Source organism: Streptomyces smaragdinus, assembly GCF_009604385.1.
Lineage (GTDB): Bacteria > Actinomycetota > Actinomycetes > Streptomycetales > Streptomycetaceae > Streptomyces > Streptomyces smaragdinus.
The window spans coordinates 297413-316794 of the sequence record NZ_WEGJ01000004.1; the positions used below are offsets into that span (position 1 = coordinate 297413).

The 19382-nt window shown below is 73.0% G+C and carries 16 protein-coding genes; 1 reads left to right on the plus strand and 15 read right to left on the minus strand.

The features are described 5' to 3' along the window. Window positions 1-17 precede the first annotated feature (17 nt). Both SRB5_RS10015 and fmt read right to left on the minus strand, forming a co-directional pair. On the minus strand, window positions 18-1421 hold the full coding sequence (locus SRB5_RS10015) for an RsmB/NOP family class I SAM-dependent RNA methyltransferase (RefSeq protein ID WP_323377432.1): 1404 nt from the start codon (window positions 1419-1421) through the stop codon (window positions 18-20). An 82-nt stretch (window positions 1422-1503) separates the two neighbouring features. Further along, on the minus strand, window positions 1504-2436 hold the full coding sequence (fmt, locus tag SRB5_RS10020) for a methionyl-tRNA formyltransferase (RefSeq protein WP_153451130.1): 933 nt from the start codon (window positions 2434-2436) through the stop codon (window positions 1504-1506). 240 nt (window positions 2437-2676) lie between these two features. Here fmt and SRB5_RS36385 point away from each other — a divergent pair, with 240 nt between their 5' ends. Further along, window positions 2677-3234: a hypothetical protein gene (locus SRB5_RS36385; protein WP_228389927.1), complete on the plus strand. Its 558-nt coding sequence runs from the start codon at window positions 2677-2679 to the stop codon at window positions 3232-3234. 34 nt (window positions 3235-3268) lie between these two features. Here the strand turns inward: SRB5_RS36385 and SRB5_RS10030 are convergent, their stop codons facing one another. From SRB5_RS10030 to SRB5_RS10090, 13 genes are all read right to left on the minus strand, one after another. After that, complete coding sequence (locus SRB5_RS10030) at window positions 3269-5422, minus strand: primosomal protein N' (RefSeq protein ID WP_323377434.1); 2154 nt, start codon at window positions 5420-5422, stop codon at window positions 3269-3271. 253 nt (window positions 5423-5675) lie between these two features. Continuing rightward, complete coding sequence (gene metK, locus SRB5_RS10035) at window positions 5676-6884, minus strand: methionine adenosyltransferase (protein WP_323377436.1); 1209 nt, start codon at window positions 6882-6884, stop codon at window positions 5676-5678. A gap of 240 nt (window positions 6885-7124) precedes the next feature. Beyond that, window positions 7125-8333 (minus strand): bifunctional phosphopantothenoylcysteine decarboxylase/phosphopantothenate--cysteine ligase CoaBC, encoded by a 1209-nt coding sequence (coaBC, locus tag SRB5_RS10040; RefSeq protein ID WP_153451131.1) that lies wholly within the window; start codon window positions 8331-8333, stop codon window positions 7125-7127. Window positions 8334-8490: 157 nt separating this feature from the next. Next, a complete protein-coding gene (gene rpoZ / locus SRB5_RS10045) occupies window positions 8491-8763 on the minus strand; it encodes a DNA-directed RNA polymerase subunit omega (protein ID WP_153451132.1) in 273 nt (90 codons plus the stop codon). Between the two features lie 35 nt (window positions 8764-8798). After that, complete coding sequence (gmk, locus tag SRB5_RS10050) at window positions 8799-9356, minus strand: guanylate kinase (protein ID WP_153451133.1); 558 nt, start codon at window positions 9354-9356, stop codon at window positions 8799-8801. A 37-nt stretch (window positions 9357-9393) separates the two neighbouring features. Continuing rightward, a complete protein-coding gene (locus SRB5_RS10055) occupies window positions 9394-9717 on the minus strand; it encodes an integration host factor (RefSeq protein WP_059125536.1) in 324 nt (107 codons plus the stop codon). Between the two features lie 205 nt (window positions 9718-9922). Continuing rightward, on the minus strand, window positions 9923-10762 hold the full coding sequence (pyrF, locus tag SRB5_RS10060; protein ID WP_153451135.1) for an orotidine-5'-phosphate decarboxylase: 840 nt from the start codon (window positions 10760-10762) through the stop codon (window positions 9923-9925). After that, window positions 10759-11886 carry a quinone-dependent dihydroorotate dehydrogenase gene (locus tag SRB5_RS10065; RefSeq protein WP_153451136.1) on the minus strand — a complete coding sequence of 376 codons (1128 nt, stop codon included), beginning with the start codon at window positions 11884-11886 and terminating at the stop codon, window positions 10759-10761. Before SRB5_RS10065 ends, pyrF begins: the two co-directional genes overlap by 4 nt. A 95-nt stretch (window positions 11887-11981) precedes the next feature. Then, complete coding sequence (gene carB / locus SRB5_RS10070; protein ID WP_323377438.1) at window positions 11982-15296, minus strand: carbamoyl-phosphate synthase large subunit; 3315 nt, start codon at window positions 15294-15296, stop codon at window positions 11982-11984. Next, window positions 15289-16437: a glutamine-hydrolyzing carbamoyl-phosphate synthase small subunit gene (gene carA, locus SRB5_RS10075; RefSeq protein WP_153451137.1), complete on the minus strand. Its 1149-nt coding sequence runs from the start codon at window positions 16435-16437 to the stop codon at window positions 15289-15291. The genes carB and carA overlap by 8 nt, the downstream gene beginning before the upstream one ends. Beyond that, window positions 16434-16997 carry a PH-like domain-containing protein gene (locus SRB5_RS10080; protein WP_323377665.1) on the minus strand — a complete coding sequence of 188 codons (564 nt, stop codon included), beginning with the start codon at window positions 16995-16997 and terminating at the stop codon, window positions 16434-16436. The genes carA and SRB5_RS10080 overlap by 4 nt, the downstream gene beginning before the upstream one ends. A 5-nt stretch (window positions 16998-17002) precedes the next feature. Then, window positions 17003-18292, minus strand: a complete 1290-nt coding sequence (locus tag SRB5_RS10085) for a dihydroorotase (RefSeq protein WP_153451138.1) — start codon at window positions 18290-18292, stop codon at window positions 17003-17005. Window positions 18293-18294: 2 nt separating this feature from the next. Continuing rightward, window positions 18295-19320: an aspartate carbamoyltransferase catalytic subunit gene (locus SRB5_RS10090; protein ID WP_153451139.1), complete on the minus strand. Its 1026-nt coding sequence runs from the start codon at window positions 19318-19320 to the stop codon at window positions 18295-18297. Between the last annotated feature and the right edge of the window lie 62 nt (window positions 19321-19382).

Genomic DNA, 19382 nt, shown 5'->3' on the forward strand with positions numbered 1-19382 from the left:
CCCCCCGGGGTCCGGGCTCAGGCCGAGCGGCGGATCAGCGCCAGGTACATCGCGTCGGTGCCGTGGACGTGGGGCCACAGCTGTACGTCCGGCCCCTCCCCCAGCCCGGGCACCCCGGGCATCAGCTCCCGCGCGTCCAGCAGCTCGCCCCGGACGTCCCTGAGCACGTCGTCCACCACGGCCCGGGTCTCCGCCGGATGCGGCGAGCACGTCGCGTATCCCACGACACCGCCCACCCGCACGGCGTCCAGGGCGGACCGCAGCAGCGCCCGCTGCAGCGGCGCGAAGCCCTCGAGGTCCTCGGGCCGCCGCCGCCAGCGCGCCTCGGGCCGGCGCCGCAGCGCGCCCAGCCCGGTGCACGGCACATCGACGAGCACCCGGTCGAACGCCCCCGGCCGCCACGCCGGACGCGTGCCGTCCGCGGTGATCACCTGGTACGGCCCGGGGTTGCCGTCCAGCGACCGCGCCACCAGCCGCGCCCGGTGCGGCTGCTTCTCCGACGCCACCAGCGCCGCGCCCCGCCCGGCGGCCAGCGCCCCGAGCAGCGCCGCCTTCCCGCCCGGCCCGGCGCACCCGTCCAGCCACAGCCGGTCGGAGCCCTCCACCGGCGCGTTGGCCAGCGCGACGGCGACCAGCTGGCTGCCCTCGTCCTGCACCCCGGCCCGCCCCTCGGCCACCGCCGGCACGGCCCCGGGCTCGCCGCCCTCGGTCATCCGCACTGCGTACGGCGACCAGCGCCCCGGCAGCGTGTCCGGCGACGACAGCTCCTCGGTCGTCGACCGCCCCGGCCGCGCCACCAGCGTCACCTCGGGCCGCTCGTTGTCGGCCTCCAGCAGATCCTCGATCCCCGCCCGGCCACCGCCCAGCGCGTCCCACAGCGCCGAGACGATCCACCGCGGATGCGCGTGCACGACGGCCAGATGATCCTCGGGGTCCTCGTCGTACGGCGGCGCCACGACCTCCAGCCACGCCGGCAGATCACGCGCCGCGATCTTCCGCAGCACGGCGTTGACGAACTTCGCCCGCCCGTCGCCCAGCACCACCCGCGCCAGCTCCACCGTCGCCGAAACGGCGGCGTGCGTGGGGATCCGCGTCCCCAGCAGCTGGTGCGCGCCCAGGCTCAGCACGTCCAGCACCGGCGGGTCGACCTCCCGCAGCGGCCGGTCGACGCACTCCGCGATGATCCGGTCGTACGTCCCCTGCCGGCGCAGCGTCCCGTACACCAGCTCGGTGGCCAGCGCCGCGTCCCGCGCGTCGAAGGACCCGCCCTCGCGCGCCTTGCGCAGCAGCGGCGGCAGGACGAGGTTCGCGTAGGCGTCCCGCTCGTCCACGGCGCGCAGCGCGTCGAAGGCGAGGATCCGTACGGGGTCCTTCTGCGGTCTGCGGTAGGGCTTGGCGGGACGACGGCGGGGTTCACTCACGGGAAAGGTGCTCCGGGGGTACGTGGAAGAGACTGCCTTCAGCGTACGTCGTGGCGCCGCGGCACACGCCCCCGGCCGCTCCTCACGCCCCCAGGCGCTCGCCGGCGGCGATCCGGGCGCCGCGCGCCCAGTCGGCGGCGTTCATCGGCTTCTTGCCCTGCGCCTGCACCCACAGAAGCTCCACGGCGTGCGACCCGGTGCCCGCGTGCACCGCGTTCTTGGACACCGCGAGGTCACCGGGCGCCAGGTCCCCGCGGTCGGGCGCCATCCCCACCGACATGACCTTCAGCCGCTCGCCGCGGAACACCGTCCAGGCGCCGGGGGCCGGCGCGCAGCCCCGGACCACCCGGTCGATCCGCATCGCCGGGTCGGTCCAGTGCAGTTCGCCGTCCTCGACGCTGATCTTCGGGGCGAGGGAGACGCCGTCGGCCGGCTGCGGCCGCGGGTCCAGCGAGCCGTCCTCGATGCCGTCCATCGTCGCCAGCAGCAGCCCCGCGCCGGCGAACGCCAGCCGGGTGAACAGGTCCCCGCTGGTGTCCGTGGGCCGCACGGCCTCGGTGACGACCCCGAACACCGGGCCGGAGTCCAGCCCCTCGTCGATCCGGAAGGTCGTCGCGCCGGTCATCTCGTCGCCCGCGAGGATGGTGTGCTGCACCGGCGCCGCGCCGCGCCACGCGGGCAGCAGCGAGAAGTGCAGGTTCACCCATCCGTGGGCGGGAATGTCCAGCGCGGACTTGGGCAGCAGCGCGCCGTACGCCACCACGGGGCAGCAGTCGGGGGCGATCTCGGTCAGCCGCGCCCGGAAGTCCGCGTCCCGCGGGTGCGCGGGCTTCAGCACCTCGATCCCGGCCTCCTCGGCCCGCTGCGCCACCGGGCTCGCGACCAGCCGCCGGCCACGCCCCGCGGGAGCGTCCGGCCTGGTGACGACGGCCACGACCGCATGCCGCTCCGAGGCGATCAGGGCGTCCAGGGACGGAACGGCGACCTCGGGCGTACCGGCGAAGACGAGCCTCATGACTGGCTGCTGACCTCTCGTGGGCAGTGTGTGAACGGGTTCAGTCTAGGGGGGTGAACGGGGGCGTACGCAGGAGGGAGCGCGCTGCGGACATCCGGCCGCACGCCCCCGTAGCGTGACCGTGTGAAGACTGTGGCGTTGCTCAGTGAGATTGACGGAAAACGGGCCGCCCCTGTCGCCGGACGCTGACACCGGCGAGAGGGCGGGCCCGCAACTTGACGCCGTTCGAGAGGCTCTTTCATGGCCGACCACGCAACTCACGACGCCCAGGCACGGGCCAGCCTGCAGGTCCTGGTGCGGGACATCGAGCGGGTCCGCCGGCAGGTGGATGCGCTGCGCACCCTGACCGCCCAGCTCGGCAACGTCTACCGCCCCCGGCGGACGGGACCGTCCGCGGGCTTCGTCGTCTACGGACGCGCGCCCGCGCCCACGGTCCGGCTCGCCCAGGAGCTGCGGGACAGCGTGGAGACGCTGGTCACGGCAGCGGTGGACTTCGACCGTTCGCTGGGTTTCTCCTGGGACGCGGTGGGCTCCGCCCTCGGTGTGACGAAGCAGGCGGTGCACCGCCGGTACGGCGCCCGGCGCCCGGCCGCGCCGCCCCCGGCCGAGGCGTCCCGGAGCCTGCCGGTGGTGCCCGCGGCCCGTCCCGCGCCGGGCACGGTGGGCCTGTCGGCGGGCCTGGCGCCCGTGGTGCCGCGCGAGGAGCCGGAGCCCGCCGCCGTACGGCCCGATCCGGGCGACCCCCTGCTCGCGGAGCCCGGCGGCATCCGGACGGACGCGCTGTCGGCGCACTCGTAGGCCCGCCCGGGGTGGCCCGGGGCCGGACCCCGGGCTACCCGATGTCCGAAGGATCGATCCGCACCCGGACCGGCGCCGTCTCCCGCCGCACCATCCGGGCCGCCTGAGCCGCCTTGAGCGCCGCCGCCAGCGCCGCCCCCGTCCCGCGCGGGACCCGCAGCAGCACGCGCTCCCACGGCTCGTCGCCGGCCGGGGCCGGCGCCGGATCCCCGGGGCGGCGCGGACGCCCGGCGGGCCCCGGGGCCGGCACGGGGACGGGCCCCAGGACGTCGGTGTCCGCCGGCAGCCCGGCGCCGAGCAGGAACTCCGTCACCGCCGACCCCGGCCCCGCGACGGACGCCATCCGCGACACCGGCGGGAAGCCGAGCTCCGCCCGGTCCGCCAGCTCCCGCGCGGCGAATCCCGCGGGGTCCCACCGCACCAGCGCCTGCACGGGCCGCTGCGCCGGATCGGCGACGACCACGACGGTGCCGCCCGCCGACTGCGGCCGCACCAGCGACGCGGCGCCCAGCCAGCGCCGCAGCGCCTCCTCCCCCGCGTGCAGGTCGGGCCGGCCCAGCAGCGCCCAGCCGTCGAGCAGCAGCGCCGCGGCGTAGCCGCCGTCGGCGACGGGCTCCGCGCCGGGCGTGCAGACGACGAGCGCGGGCAGGTCCGGCACCCGGTCCAGCACGTGATCGCGCCCCGACGTGCGCACCTGGACGGCCGGGAAGGCGCGGCCCAGCTCCTCCGCCGTGCGCCGGGCGCCGATGACCTGGGCGCGCAGCCGGCTCGCGCCGCACTCGGGGCAGTGCCAGTCTGCCTCCTCCCGCGCGCACCACGCGCAGTGCGGCGGCTGCTCCGGCCCCCGGCTCTCCAGCGGTCCCGAGCAGGTCCCGCAGCGCGCGGGCGCACGGCAGCGCTCGCAGGCCAGCCGGGGCGCGTACCCCCGCCGGGGCACCTGGACGAGCACGGGGCCGGACCTCAGCCCGTCGCGTACGGCCTGCCAGGCGAGCGACGGCAGCCGCGCGGCACGGGCGGCGGCATCGCGGGCCTCCTCCGTCTCCCCGACCGTCCGGATCAGGGGCGCCGCCGCCCGCACCTGCTCGCGCGAGGCGGTGAGCGGCCGGGCCCAGCCGGTCTGCAGCAGCTGGGCGGCGTCGACGGTCACGCTGTGGCCGCCGATCAGGAACCCCGTCCGCTCGTGCGCCGCGCGCAGCAGCAGCACCTCGCGGGCGTGCGGCTGGGGCGCGTGCTGCTCGCTGTGGCTGCTGTCGCCGTCGTCCCACAGGGCGACCAGTCCGAGGTCCTGGACGGGGGCGAACACGGCCGCCCGGGTGCCGACCACGGCCCGCACCGAGCCGCGGCTGACGGCCAGCCAGCGGCGGTAGCGCTCCTCGGGGCCGGTCTCCGCCGCGAGCAGGACGTGCCGGCCGGCGCCGATCAGCGCCGTGAGCGCCTCGTCCACCCGCGCCGCCGCCCGCCCGTCCGGGACGACGATCAGGGCGCCGCGGCCGGAGGAGAGGGCGGCCGCGGCGGCGTACGCCAGCTCCTGCGGCCAGGACGGTCCCGGCAGGGCCGTCCACACGGCGCGGGGGCTGTCGCGGCGGGCCAGCGCGTGCAGGAAGCCCGGCCCCGTCTCGTACCGCCCCCAGGGCCCCGGGCCGGTCAGCGGGAGCGGCGGGGCGAAGGGGCGGGCGGGGGGCTGCTGCTCGACGCGGGCCCGGCGGGGCGGCACGGCGAGCTGGACGACGTCGGCGAGGGAGCCGGCGTAGCGGTCGGCGACGGCCCGGCACAGGTCGAGCAGCCGGGGCGTGAGCACCCGCTCCGTGGACAGCACCTGGGCGAGGGGCGCCAGCGGTCCGGCGTAGTCGCTGGCCTCGGCGCGCTCCACGATGAACCCGTCGTGCAGCTCCCCGCCCTCGCGCCGCCCCTTGACGACGCGCGCCCCGAAGCGCACCCGGACGCGGACGCCGGGCTGGGCCTCCTCGTCCATGGCGGCGGGCACGGCGTAGTCGAAGTACCGGTCGAGATGGCTGAGGCCCTTGTCGACGAGCACCCGGGCGACGGGCAGCCGCTCGGCCCGCGGCGCCCCGCGCCAGGTCCGCGGCTTGGCCCGGGGCTTCTTCGCCTCGCGCACCGTCTCGCGGATGAGGGCAAGCTGCTCACCCCCCGCGGGGGAGGCGTCGGGCTTGTCGTCGTCGCGGCTCACGTATCCGTTGTACCGGACAGGGGTGACAGACCGCGGCCCGGGCGTCCGAGATCAACAACGGTGGCGGTACGGGTGCCATCTGCGTCTGCCAGTTTCGCCACGACCGGCCCCCGGGGGGACCGACGGCGGGACTCGAACCCGCAAGAACTTTTCTGTTCGGAAGGAAGTAACCGTCACCTTCGCACCGGACGCCCCGGCGCCCCCACAGAGTAGGGGCGCCGGGGCGTCCGGTGCAGCCGTATTACCGGGGGACCTACAGCCCCGTCGCCTTGCGCAGCGCCTCGACGCGGTCCGTGCGCTCCCAGGTGAAGTCGGGGAGCTCGCGGCCGAAGTGCCCGTAGGCGGCCGTCTCGGAGTAGATCGGGCGCAGCAGGTCCAGGTCCCGGATGATCGCGGCCGGACGCAGGTCGAAGACCTGGCCGATGGCCTGCTCGATCTTCTCGGTGTCGATCGTGGCCGTGCCGAAGGTCTCGACGAACAGACCCACCGGCTCCGCCTTGCCGATCGCGTACGCGACCTGCACCTCGCAGCGCGCCGCCAGGCCCGCCGCGACGACGTTCTTGGCGACCCAGCGCATCGCGTACGCGGCCGAGCGGTCGACCTTCGACGGGTCCTTGCCGGAGAAGGCGCCGCCGCCGTGCCGGGCCATGCCGCCGTAGGTGTCGATGATGATCTTGCGGCCGGTCAGCCCGGCGTCGCCCATGGGGCCGCCGATCTCGAACCGTCCGGTGGGGTTGACCAGCAGCCGGTAGCCCTCGGTGTCGAGCTTGATGCCGTCCTCGAGGAGGCTCGCCAGCACCGGCTCCACGACGAACTCGCGGATGTCGGGGGCGAGCAGCGAGTCCAGGTCGATGTCGGAGGCGTGCTGCGAGGAGACGACCACCGTGTCCAGACGGACGGCCTTGTCGCCGTTGTACTCGATGGTGACCTGCGTCTTGCCGTCGGGGCGCAGGTAGGGGATGGTGCCGTTCTTGCGGACCTCGGTCAGCCGCTTGGACAGCCGGTGCGCCAGATGGATCGGCAGCGGCATCAGCTCGGGCGTCTCGTCGCAGGCGTAGCCGAACATCAGGCCCTGGTCGCCGGCGCCCTGCCTGTCGAGCTCGTCCTCGTCGCCCTCGACCCGGTTCTCGTACGCGGCGTCGACGCCCTGCGCGATGTCCGGGGACTGCGAGCCGATGGACACCGAGACACCGCAGGAGGCGCCGTCGAAGCCCTTCTTCGAGGAGTCGTAGCCGATCTCGAGGATCTTGTTGCGCACGAGGGTGGCGATGTCCGCGTACCCCGAGGTCGTCACCTCACCGGCGACATGCACCTGGCCGGTGGTGATGAGCGTCTCGACGGCCACCCGGGAGGTGGGGTCGTCCTTGAGAAGCGCATCGAGGATCGCGTCGCTGATCTGGTCAGCGATCTTGTCGGGGTGACCTTCGGTCACGGACTCCGAGGTGAAAAGACGACGGGACACATCGCTCCCTGGGTTGCAGCGGCTGCTGGCTCATACAAGTCGGACGGCGGTCCCGGCGCCGGCGGGGCGGGCGCTGGTCGGTCCGGCCTGAAGTTTATCGGGCGGGTTCGGGGTGCGGGCAACCCGTCTCGCTCTTTGGGCTGTCTTCGACCGGGGAAGCCGGTGATCCACCGGTTTCGTACGGTATCGACCTCACGGAGTGTCGCACATTCCCGGCCACCGGCGAAGCCGCCGCGAGGTTCAGGTCAGCCGCTCGGCGACGAGGTCCCAGACGGTGTCGGCGAGGGCTTCCTTCGGCCCGTACGGCACGGGGTGCTCGGAGCCGTCGGCGGACAGCACCACGGCCTCGTTCTCCTCGGAGCCGAAGGCCTTGGTGTCCCCCACCTCGTTGACGACGAGCAGGTCACAGCCCTTGCGGGCGAGCTTCTTGCGGCCGTTGGCCAGCACGTCGTCGGTCTCGGCGGCGAAGCCCACGACGAGCTGTCCGGCCTTCGGACGGGTGGCGGAGAGCTCGGCGAGGATGTCCGGGTTACGGACCAGGGCGACCGGCTCCGGGTCCCGGCCGTCCACCTTCTTGATCTTGCCGGAGGCGTAGACGGCAGGCCGGAAATCGGCCACGGCGGCGGCCATCACGACGGCGTCCGCGTCCGCGGCGGCCGCCAGAACGGCCTCCCGGAGCTGGACGGCGGTCTGTACGTGGACCATGTCGGCCCCCGCGACGTCGGGCAGCCCGGCGTTGGCGGCGATCAGCGTGACCCGCGCGCCGCGCGCGACGGCGGTCCGGGCGAGGGCGTAGCCCTGCTTGCCGGAGGAGCGGTTGCCCAGATAGCGCACGGGGTCCAGCGGCTCGCGCGTACCCCCGGCGCTGACGACCAGCCGGAGCCCGGCGAGGTCGGGCCCGACCCCGGCCACGCCGCGGGCGAGGACCCGGCGGCAGATCTCGAAGATCTCCCCGGGGTCGGGCAGCCGGCCCTTGCCGGTGTCGACGCCGGTGAGGCGGCCGACGGCCGGCTCGATCACGACGGCGCCGCGTTCGCGCAGCGTGGCCACGTTGGCCCGGGTCGCCGGGTTCTCCCACATCTCGGTGTGCATCGCCGGGGCGAAGACGACGGGGCAGCGGGCGGTGAGGAGGGTGTTGGTCAGCAGGTCGTCCGCGAGGCCGTGGGCGGCGCGGGCGAGGGTGTCGGCGGTCGCCGGGGCGACGACGACGAGGTCGGCCTCCTGGCCGATGCGTACGTGGGGCACCTCGTGGACGTCCGACCAGACGTCGGTCGCGGCGGGCCGGCCGGAGAGCGCGGACCAGGTGGCCTCGCCGACGAAGTTCAGCGCGGAGGCGGTGGGGACGACGCGGACACGGTGCCCGGACTCCGTGAAGCGCCTCAGCAGCTCGCAGGCCTTGTACGCCGCGATACCGCCGCTGACGCCCAGCACGATCCTCGGTCCCGTCATCGGGTGCCTCCCCGTTCGCTCGCCGTCACTCCCCCATCTCACACCACCGGGTCCGGGGACGCTCCCGCGGGGTACACGAAAGCGCCGGTCCCGGGGCTGCCGCGGAACGGGATCGTCTCCCGTCCGCGACCGCCCGGAACCGGCGCCGGTGCGGTGCTCAGGCCGCCGGGGTGTCCGTGGACTCCGAGGTCAGCAGGCCCGCGTTGATCTCACGCAGGGCGATCGACAGCGGCTTCTCGTGGACGTGCGTGTCGACGAGCGGGCCCACGTACTCCAGCAGGCCCTCGCCCAGCTGCGAGTAGTACGCGTTGATCTGCCGCGCGCGCTTGGCCGCGTAGATCACCAGGCTGTACTTCGAGTCCGTGGCCTCGAGCAGCTCGTCGATCGGCGGGTTGATGATGCCCTCGGGCGCGGTCATGGGAGAGGACAACTCTCAGGCCTTCCGCTCAAAAGAAAGAAAACGATCTATGAAACCTTCATCAAGGCTAGCAGCTCGCGCGCCACATCCTCGACGGAGGTATTGACAAGCGTCGTATCGAACTCCGACTCGGCGGCCAGCTCGACCCGCGCGGCCGCCAGCCGCCGCTCGATCACGTCCGCCGCCTCGGTGCCCCGCCCGGTCAGCCGCCGGACGAGTTCGTCCCAGCTCGGCGGGGCGAGGAAGACCAGCTGGGCGTCCGCCATGGACTCGCGGACCAGCCGCGCGCCCTGCAGATCGATCTCCAGCAGCACCGGCTCCCCGGCCTCCAGCCGCTCCTGCACGGCCCCGCGCGGGGTGCCGTAGCGGTTGCCGGCGAATTCGGCCCACTCGAGCAGCTCACCGTTGGCGATGAGTTTGTCGAATTCGTCGTCGGAGACGAAGAAGTAGTGGACCCCGTCGCGTTCCCCGGGCCGCGGCCTGCGGGTGGTGGCCGAGACGGAGAGCCATACCTCGGGGTGGACGGTGCGCATATGGGCGACGACCGTGCTCTTGCCGACCCCGGAGGGGCCGGAGAGCACGGTCAGCCGCGGACGTTCTGTCATGCAGCGATTATCCAGGTTCCCGGGAGTGCCGGGAACGTCAGGAGGTGGCGCCGCCGAACTCGCGCTCCAGCGATGCGATCTGGTTGGAGCCCAGACCGCGCACGCGACGGCTCTCGGAGATACCGAGCCGCTCCATGATCTGCTTGGCGCGGACCTTGCCCACGCCGGGGAGGGACTCGAGCAGGGCCGAGACCTTCATCTTGCCGATGACATCGTTCTCCTGGCCCTGCTTGATGACCTCGTGCAGGGAAGCGCCGGAGTGCTTGAGCCGATTCTTGACCTCGGCGCGCTCCCGGCGAGCCGCTGCGGCCTTCTCGAGCGCGGCTGCGCGCTGTTCAGGGGTAAGGGGCGGAAGAGCCACGCCTACGTCACCTCGGATGTTGAACTTGTCGGATATGGGCTGGTGGTGCATGTCGTGCCCGGCTCCCTCGCACCTGCGGGGGAACCGATAACGCGCAGGTACACGCGCTATGCCAGTGGAGACTAGCGGCCGAGTTCCCCTCAGTCAGCGAGAACAGTCGAAAAGTCCTGGTCAGACTGAACTTGCTCGAGAATTCATACGGTTATCAACCATTTTGTCCGATTACGATGCGTACATCATCGGCCAGCTGTACGGCCGCGTTCCGTAGCGCCGCGACGTCCGGACCGTGCTTCAGCACACTCCGGCTGGCGCTCGGGACCACGTTGCCCAGCGCCGCGCCGAAGACCGCCGGGAGATCGGCCGGGGTCGCCCCCTGGGCGCCGATACCGGGGGCGAGGAGGGGTCCGCCCACCGCCAGATCCGCGCCGGCGTCCGTGAGGGTGGCGCCGACGACCGCGCCGACGGAACCCAGCGGCTCGGCGCCCCGGTTCTCGGCGGCGATGTGCTCCAGCATCGCCTGGCCCACCGTCCGCCCGTCCGCGACGGCGGCGCGCTGCACCTCGACGCCCTCCGGGTTGGAGGTCAGGGTGACGACGAAGACGCCCGTACCGCTCACGTGGGCGGCGTCCAGCGCCGGGCGCAGGGACTCGAAGCCGAGGTAGGGGGTGACGGTCAGGGCGTCGGAGAACAGCGGGGAGTCCTTGTCGAGGAACGCCGAGGCGTAGCCCGCCATCGTGGAGCCGATGTCGCCGCGCTTGGCGTCCATCAGCACCAGCGCGCCCGCCTCCCGGGCGGCCTGGACGGTCTTCTCCAGCACGGCGACGCCGCGCGACCCGAAGCGCTCGAAGAACGCCGACTGGGGCTTGAGCACAGCCACCCGGTCGGCGAGCGCCTCGACGACCGTCAGCGCGAACCGCTCCAGGCCCGGGACGTCGTCGTTCAGGCCCCAGGAGGCGAGCAGCGAGGCATGCGGATCGATGCCCACGCACAGCGGGCCGCGGGTGTCCATGGCGGCCCTGAGCCGCGTTCCGAAGGTCTCCGTCATGAGGTGTGTGCCTTCCTGGTGTCGGCGCCGACGGCGTCGGCGAGCGTGGCGTACGGGGAGGCGGCCAGCAGCCGGTCCAGCCCGTGGTGGATCCTGCGGGGCCACAGCGGGCCCTCGTAGACGAACGCGCTGTAGCCCTGGACGAGGGTGGCGCCGGCCAGAACGCGCTCCCAGGCGTCCTCGGCGGTCTCGATGCCGCCGACGCCGACCAGGGTGATCCGGTCGCCGACGCGGGCGTACAGCCGCCGCAGGACTTGGAGCGAGCGTTCCTTCAGGGGCGCGCCGGACAGTCCGCCGGCGCCCAGGGAGGCGACGTGCGCGGGGTCGGTGCGCAGGCCGTCGCGGGAGACGGTGGTGTTGGTGGCGATGACGCCGTCGAGGCCGAGCTCGAGGGCCAGGTCGGCGACGGCGTCGATGTCCTCGTCGGCGAGGTCGGGGGCGATCTTCACGAGCAGCGGTACCCGGGCGGTCGTCGTACGGTCGGCGGCCTCGCGTACGGCGGTCAGCAGCGGCCGCAGCACCTCGACCGCCTGGAGGTTGCGCAGGCCGGGGGTGTTCGGGGAGGAGACGTTGACGACGAGGTAGTCCGCGTACGCGGCGAGGCGTTCGGTGGACGTCACGTAGTCGGCGGTGGCCTCCGCCTCGGGGACGGTCTTCGTCTTGCCGATGTTGACGCCGACCACGGTGTCCGGGCGGTACGGGCGGCGCTGTCCGTGGCGGCGGCGGGCGAGGCGGGCGGCGACGGCCGCGGAGCCGTCGTTGTTGAAGCCCATGCGGTTGACGAGCGCGCGGTCCCCGGTGAGCCGGAAGAGGCGGGTCTTCTCGTTGCCGGGCTGGGCCCGAGCGGTGACGGTGCCGATCTCGACGAAGTCGAACCCGAGCATCGCCAGGCCGTCGATGCCGACGGCGTTCTTGTCGAAGCCGGCCGCGAGGCCGAAGGGGCCGGGCAGGTCCAGGCCGAGGGCCCTGACCCGCAGCCGCGGGTACGCGGGGGCCGCGACGGCCCGTACGCCGCCGCGGGCGCCGGGGACGGCGGCGGCGGCGCGGATGGTGTCGAAGGCGAGGTGGTGGGCCCTCTCGGGGTCCATCCGCCGGAAGACGGTCTTGAAGAGCAGGGGATACATGGGAGGGGCCTTTGCTGGTGGGCCCGCCGGTCCCCGGGGGGCCTCCTGTGACGAGCCCCGCCGGTCGGGGTGACCGGCGGGGCTCCGATTCGCTGTTACCGGCCGGCTCGGCCGGCGATCAGATGCTCCGCGTGTTCCTGGAGGGACCGCACGCCCACGTCGCCGCGGGACACCGCCTCGATGCCCTGGACGGCCGCGGCCAGCGCCTGGACCGTCGTCAGACAGGGGATGCCGCGGGCGACGGCCGCCGTGCGGATCTCGTAGCCGTCGAGCCGGCCGCCGGTGCCGTACGGGGTGTTGACGATCAGGTCGACCTCGCCGTCGTGGATCAGCTGGACGATGGTCTTCTCGCCGCCGGGGCCCTCGCCCTCGGACTGCTTGCGGACCACGGTCGCGTTGATGCCGTTGCGCTTGAGGACCTCGGCGGTGCCGGAGGTGGCCAGCAGCTCGAAGCCGTGCTGGACCAGCTCGCGGGCCGGGAAGATCATCGAGCGCTTGTCGCGGTTGGCGACGGAGACGAACGCCCGTCCCTTCACCGGCAGCGCGCCGTACGCGCCGGCCTGCGACTTGGCGTACGCCGTGCCGAAGACCGAGTCGATGCCCATGACCTCGCCGGTGGAGCGCATCTCCGGGCCCAGCACGGTGTCCACGCCGCGGCCGTGGATGTCGCGGAACCGCGACCACGGCATCACGGCCTCCTTCACGGAGATCGGCGCGTCCATCGGCAGCGTGCCGCCGTCGCCGGTGGCGGGCAGCATGCCCTCCGCGCGCAGCTCGGCAACGGTGGCGCCCAGCGAGATGCGGGCGGCGGCCTTGGCCAGGGGGACGGCCGTCGCCTTGGAGGTGAAGGGGACGGTACGGGAGGCCCGCGGGTTGGCCTCGAGGACGTACAGGATGTCCCCGGCCAGCGCGAACTGGATGTTGATCAGCCCGCGCACGCCCACCCCCCGCGCGATGGCCTCCGTGGAGGCGCGCAGCCGCTTGATGTCGTGGCCGCCGAGGGTGATCGGCGGCAGCGCGCAGGCGGAGTCGCCGGAGTGGATGCCGGCCTCCTCGATGTGCTCCATCACGCCGCCGAGGTAGAGCTCCTCGCCGTCGTACAGGGCGTCGACGTCGATCTCTATGGCGTCGTCGAGGAACCGGTCGATGAGCACCGGGTGGTCGGAGATCAGCCCGGCGTGCTTCTCCAGGTACTCCGCCAGGGACGGCTCGTCGTACACGATCTGCATGCCGCGCCCGCCCAGCACGTACGACGGGCGCACCATGACCGGGTACCCGATGCCGCCGGCGATCCTCGCGGCCTCGTCGAAGGAGAACGCGGTGCCGTACTTCGGCGCGGGCAGCCCGGCCTCGGTCAGCACCCGGCCGAAGGCGCCGCGGTCCTCGGCGGCGTGGATGGCCTCCGGGGAGGTGCCGACGACGGGCACGCCGTTGTCCTTCAGCGCCTGCGCCAGGCCCAGGGGGGTCTGGCCGCCGAGCTGGACGATGACGCCGGCGACCGGGCCGGCCAGGGTCTCGGCGTGGACGATCTCCAGCACGTCCTCCAGGGTGAGCGGCTCGAAGTAGAGCCGGTCGGAGGTGTCGTAGTCGGTGGAGACGGTCTCCGGGTTGCAGTTGACCATCACGGTCTCGTAGCCCGCAGCGCTGAGGGCGAAGGAGGCGTGGACGCAGGAGTAGTCGAACTCGATGCCCTGGCCGATGCGGTTGGGGCCGGAGCCCAGGATGATGACGGCGGGCTTCTCGCGCGGGGCGACCTCGTTCTCCTCGTCGTACGAGGAGTAGAAGTACGGGGTCCGCGCGGCGAACTCGGCGGCGCAGGTGTCGACGGTCTTGTACACCGGGCGGATGCCCAGGGCGTGGCGCACCTCGCGGACGACGTCCTCGCGCAGCCCGCGGATCTCGCTGATCTGCTGGTCGGAGAAGCCGTGGCGCTTGGCGTGGCCGAGCAGCTCCGGGGTGAGCTCAAAGGCGGCGGCGAGCTCCTGGGCGACCTCGTGGATCAGGAAGAGCTGGTCGACGAACCAGGGGTCGATCCGCGTGGCCTCGAACACCTCCTCCTGGGTGGCGCCGGCCCGGATCGCCTGCATGACGGTCTGCAGCCGGCCGTCGGTGGGCATCCGGGAGGCGTCGAGAAGCTCGTCCTTGTCGCCGGGATCTCCGGTGAAGGCGAACTGGGCGTCCTTCTTCTCGATGGAGCGCAGCGCCTTGTTCAGCGCCTCGGTGAAGTTGCGGCCCAGCGCCATGGCCTCGCCGACGGACTTCATGGTGGTCGTCAGCGACGGGTCGGCGGAGGGGAACTTCTCGAAGGCGAAGCGGGGGACCTTCACCACGACGTAGTCGAGGGTCGGCTCGAAGGAGGCCGGGGTCTCCTCGGTGATGTCGTTGGGGATCTCGTCCAGCGTGTAGCCGACGGCCAGCTTGGCGGCGATCTTGGCGATCGGGAAGCCGGTGGCCTTGGAGGCGAGGGCGGAGGAGCGCGAGACGCGCGGGTTCATCTCGATGACGATGACCCGGCCGTCGTCGGGGTTGACGGCGAACTGGATGTTGCAGCCGCCGGTGTCGACGCCGACCTCACGGATCACGGCGATGCCGATGTCGCGCAGGATCTGGTACTCGCGGTCGGTGAGCGTCATCGCCGGGGCGACGGTGATCGAGTCGCCGGTGTGCACGCCCATGGGGTCGAAGTTCTCGATGGAGCAGACGACCACGACGTTGTCGTGCTTGTCGCGCATCAGCTCCAGCTCGTACTCCTTCCAGCCGAGGATGGACTCCTCCAGGAGCACCTCGGTGGTCGGCGAGAGGGTCAGGCCCTGGCCGGCGATACGGCGCAGCTCGTCCTCGTCGTGCGCGAAGCCGGAGCCGGCCCCGCCCATGGTGAAGGACGGGCGGACGACGACCGGGTAGCCGCCGAGGGTGTCGACGCCCGCCAGGACGTCGTCCATCGAGTGGCAGATCACCGAGCGGGCGGACTCGCCGTGGCCGGTCTTGGCCCGGACGGCCGCGACGACGTCCTTGAACAGGTCGCGGTCCTCGCCCTTGTTGATCGCCTCGACGTTGGCGCCGATCAGCTCCACGCCGTACTTCTCCAGCGTGCCGGCCTCGTGCAGCGAGATCGCGGTGTTGAGCGCGGTCTGGCCGCCGAGGGTGGGGAGCAGGGCGTCCGGGCGTTCCTTGGCGATGATCTTCTCGACGAACTCCGGGGTGATCGGCTCGACGTAGGTGGCGTCGGCGATCTCCGGGTCGGTCATGATCGTGGCCGGGTTGGAGTTGACCAGGATGACCCGCAGGCCCTCGGCGCGCAGGACGCGGCAGGCCTGGGTACCGGAGTAGTCGAACTCCGCGGCCTGGCCGATGACGATCGGGCCGGAGCCGATGACCAGGACGGACTGGATATCGGTGCGCTTAGGCACGCTGGCCCTCCATGAGCGAGACGAAGCGGTCGAACAGGTACGCGGCGTCGTGGGGACCCGCGGCCGCCTCCGGGTGGTACTGGACGCTGAACGCCGGGCGGTCGAGCAGCCGCAGGCCCTCGACGACGTCGTCGTTCAGGCAGACGTGGGTGACCTCGGCACGCCCGTACGGGGTGTCGACGGGGCCGTCCAGCGGGGCGTCGACGGCGAAGCCGTGGTTGTGGGCGGTGACCTCGACCTTGCCCGTGGTGCGGTCCTGGACCGGCTGGTTGATGCCGCGGTGGCCGTACTTCAGCTTGTACGTGCCGAAGCCCAGCGCCCGCCCGAAGAGCTGGTTGCCGAAGCAGATGCCGAACAGCGGCGTGCCGCGCTCCAACACTCCCCTGATCACCGTGAGGTCGGCGGTGGCGGGGTCGCCGGGGCCGTTGGAGAGGAACACGCCGTCGGGGTCGACGGCGTACACCTGCTCGAGCGTGGCGTCGGCGGGCAGGACGTGCACCTCGATGCCGCGCTCGGCCATCCGGTGCGGGGTCATGCCCTTGATGCCGAGGTCGAGGGCGGCGACGGTGAAGCGCGCTGTGCCGATGGGGACGGCTTCGCCGTCGGGCCCGATCGCGGGGACGACGTACGGCTCGGTGGTGGCGACCTCGGCGGACAGGTCGGCGCCGGTCATCTCGGGGGCCCGCAGCACCCGGGCCAGCAGTGTCGCCTCCTCGGCCAGGGCCTCGCCGGAGAAGATGCCGACGCGCATCGCGCCGCGCTCGCGCAGATGGCGGGTGAGCGCCCGGGTGTCGATGCCGGAGATCCCGACGACGCCCTGGGTGCGCAGCTCCTCGTCCAGCGAGCGGCGGGCGCGCCAGTTGGAGGGGATCCGGGCGGGGTCGCGGACGACGTAGCCGGCCACCCAGATGCGCTTCGACTCGGGGTCCTCGTCGTTGACGCCGGTGTTGCCGATGTGGGGGGCCGTCATCACGACGACCTGGCGGTGGTACGACGGGTCGGTCAGGGTCTCCTGGTAGCCGGTCATGCCGGTGTTGAAGACCGCCTCGCCGAAGGTCTCCCCCTCGGCCCCGTAGGCACGGCCGCGGAACGTGCGGCCGTCCTCCAGGACGAGGACTGCCGGGGCCTTGCTGGTGGTCATCGTGTGCCTTCCGTCGTCTTGTGCCGGTCGTTCAGGGCGGCGACCCAGTCGCCGTGCTCCGCCGCGTGGTCGGAGCGGAAGCCGGAGTCGTACTCCTTGCCGCCGTGCTCCCAGGTGATCACCAGCAGGCCGCCCTCGGTCAGGACCTTGCCGGCGATGCCCTTGTCGAGGCGGGCGCCGCGGATCTTCGAGGCGGGGACGAAGAAGTCCGTGGCCCCGGGGCGGACGACCGCCACGCCCTGCGCGGTGAGGGTCAGCTCCACGCGGGAGCGGGTGCCCAGGCCGTGGGCGACGACCCGGTCCAGCCAGTGGCCGGCGGTCGTGGTGCCGTGGTAGCGGCCGCTCATCGTGAGCAGCGGCTCCCCCGCAGCGGCGGGGATCTCGCGCAGCTCCGGCATCGCGGACTGCAGGGTGCCGCGCCACTTCCAGCCCTGGCGCATCAGCCAGTAGCACAGGGCCACGAACAGCAGGAGCCCGACGACCCAGCCGATCCGCTCGCCCAGATGCGTCACCGGCTGCGACTCGCGCGCCTCGGCCAGCAGCAGATAGGGGTACGTCACGGTCGTCACGCCAGCTCACCGTCCACGACCGTCGCCCGGCCCCGCAGGAACGTGTGGGTGACCCGGCCCGGCAGCTCCCGGCCCCGGTAGGGGCTGTTGCGGCTGCGGGACGCGAAGTCCGCGGGGTCGACCGGGGCGCGGTGGGCGGGGTCGAGCAGCGTGAGGTTCGCGGGCTCACCGGCGGCGATCGGACGGCCGTGGCCGCCGAGCCGGCCGATGACCGCGGGGCGCCAGGACATCCGGTCGGCGACGCCGGCCCAGTCGAGCAGCCCGGTGTCGACCATCGTGTGCTGGACGACGGACAGCGCGGTCTCCAGGCCGACCATGCCCATGGCGGCGGCGGCCCACTCGCAGTCCTTGTCCTCGTGCGGGTGCGGTGCGTGGTCGGTGGCCACACAGTCGATGGTGCCGTCCGCGAGGGCCTCGCGCAGCGCCAGCACGTCCGTCTCGGTGCGCAGCGGCGGGTTCACCTTGTAGACCGGGTCGTAGCTGCGTACGAGCTCGTCGGTGAGCAGCAGATGGTGCGGGGTGACCTCGGCCGTGACGTTCCAGCCCTTGGACTTCGCCCAGCGGACGATCTCCACCGAGCCGGCGGTCGACAGATGGCAGATGTGCACCCGGGAGCCGACGTGCGCGGCGAGCAGCACGTCGCGGGCGATGACCGACTCCTCGGCGACGGCGGGCCAGCCGCCCAGGCCCAGCTCGGCGGAGACGACGCCCTCGTTCATCTGGGCGCCCTCGGTCAGCCGGGGCTCCTGGGCGTGCTGGGCGATGACGCCGTCAAAGGCCTTCACGTACTCCAGCGCCCGGCGCATCATCACCGCGTCGTCGACGCAGATGCCGTCGTCGGAGAAGACCATCACCCCGGCGGCCGACTCGTGCATGGCGCCGAGCTCGGCGAGCTGCTTGCCCTCCAGCCCGACGGTGACCGCGCCGACGGGCTGCACGTCGCAGTAGCCGGACTCCCGGCCCAGCCGCCAGACCTGCTCGACGACACCGGCGGTGTCGGCGACGGGAAAGGTGTTGGCCATGGCGTGCACGGCGGTGTAGCCGCCCCGGGCGGCGGCACGGGTGCCGGTCAGCACCGTCTCGGAGTCCTCGCGCCCGGGCTCGCGCAGATGGGTGTGCAGGTCGACGAGCCCGGGCAGCAGGATCAGCCCCGCGGCCTCCACGACGGCCGCGCCGTCCGGCACCGGCAGGTCCGCGCCCACGGCCTCCACGTACTCGCCGTCGACCAGCACGTCCTGCGGCTCACCGCCCAGCACCTGCGCGCCTCTGATCAGGATCTTGCTCATCACTACTTGCTCTCCTCGGAGGCGTTGCGGATCGGGGCGTCGGTGTCTGGCAGCACTGCACCACCCAGGAGCAGATACATCACGGCCATCCGGACGGACACGCCGTTGGCGACCTGCTCGACGATGGTGGAACGGTGGGAGTCGGCGACGTCGGCGGAGATCTCCATCCCGCGGTTCATCGGCCCGGGGTGCATGACGATGGCGTGCTCCGGCATCCGCGCCATCCGCAGCCCGTCCAGCCCGTAGCGGCGGGAGTACTCGCGCTCGGTGGGAAAGAACGCGGCGTTCATCCGCTCGCGCTGCACCCGCAGCATCATCACCGCGTCGGACTTGGGGATGACGGCGTCCAGATCGTACGACACCTCGCACGGCCAGGACCCGACGCCGATGGGCAGCAGGGTCGGCGGGGCGACGAGGGTGACCTGGGCGCCGAGGGTGTGCAGCAGCTGGACGTTGGAGCGGGCGACGCGGCTGTGCAGGACGTCGCCGACGATCGTGATCCGCCGCCCGTCCAGGTCGCGGCCGGTGCCGTCGCCGGGGCCCCGGTGGTGGACGGGGCCGCCGTCCGCCGCGCCGGCCAGATGGCGGCGCATGGTGAACGCGTCGAGCAGCGCCTGCGTGGGGTGCTCGTGGGTGCCGTCGCCGGCGTTGATCACGCTGCCGTTGAGCCAGCCGGAGGTGGCCAGCCGGTGCGGGGCGCCGGAGGCGTGGTGGCGGACGACGACCGCGTCGGCGCCCATGGCCTGCAGGGTGAGCGCGGTGTCCTTCAGCGACTCGCCCTTGGAGACGGACGAGCCCTTGGCGGAGAAGTTGATGACGTCGGCGGAGAGGCGCTTGGCGGCGGCCTCGAAGGAGATGCGGGTGCGGGTGGAGTCCTCGAAGAAGAGGTTCACCACGGTGCGCCCGCGCAGGGTCGGCAGCTTCTTGATGGGCCGGTCGGCGACCCGGGCCATCTCCTCGGCGGTGTCGAGGATGAGGATGGCGTCGTCCCGGCTGAGGTCGGCGGTCGAGATGAGGTGGCGCTTCATCTGCGTGCGTACTCCAGTTTCGCGGCTTATGACTGTTTACGGGCGGGCATGCCGGGGCGCCG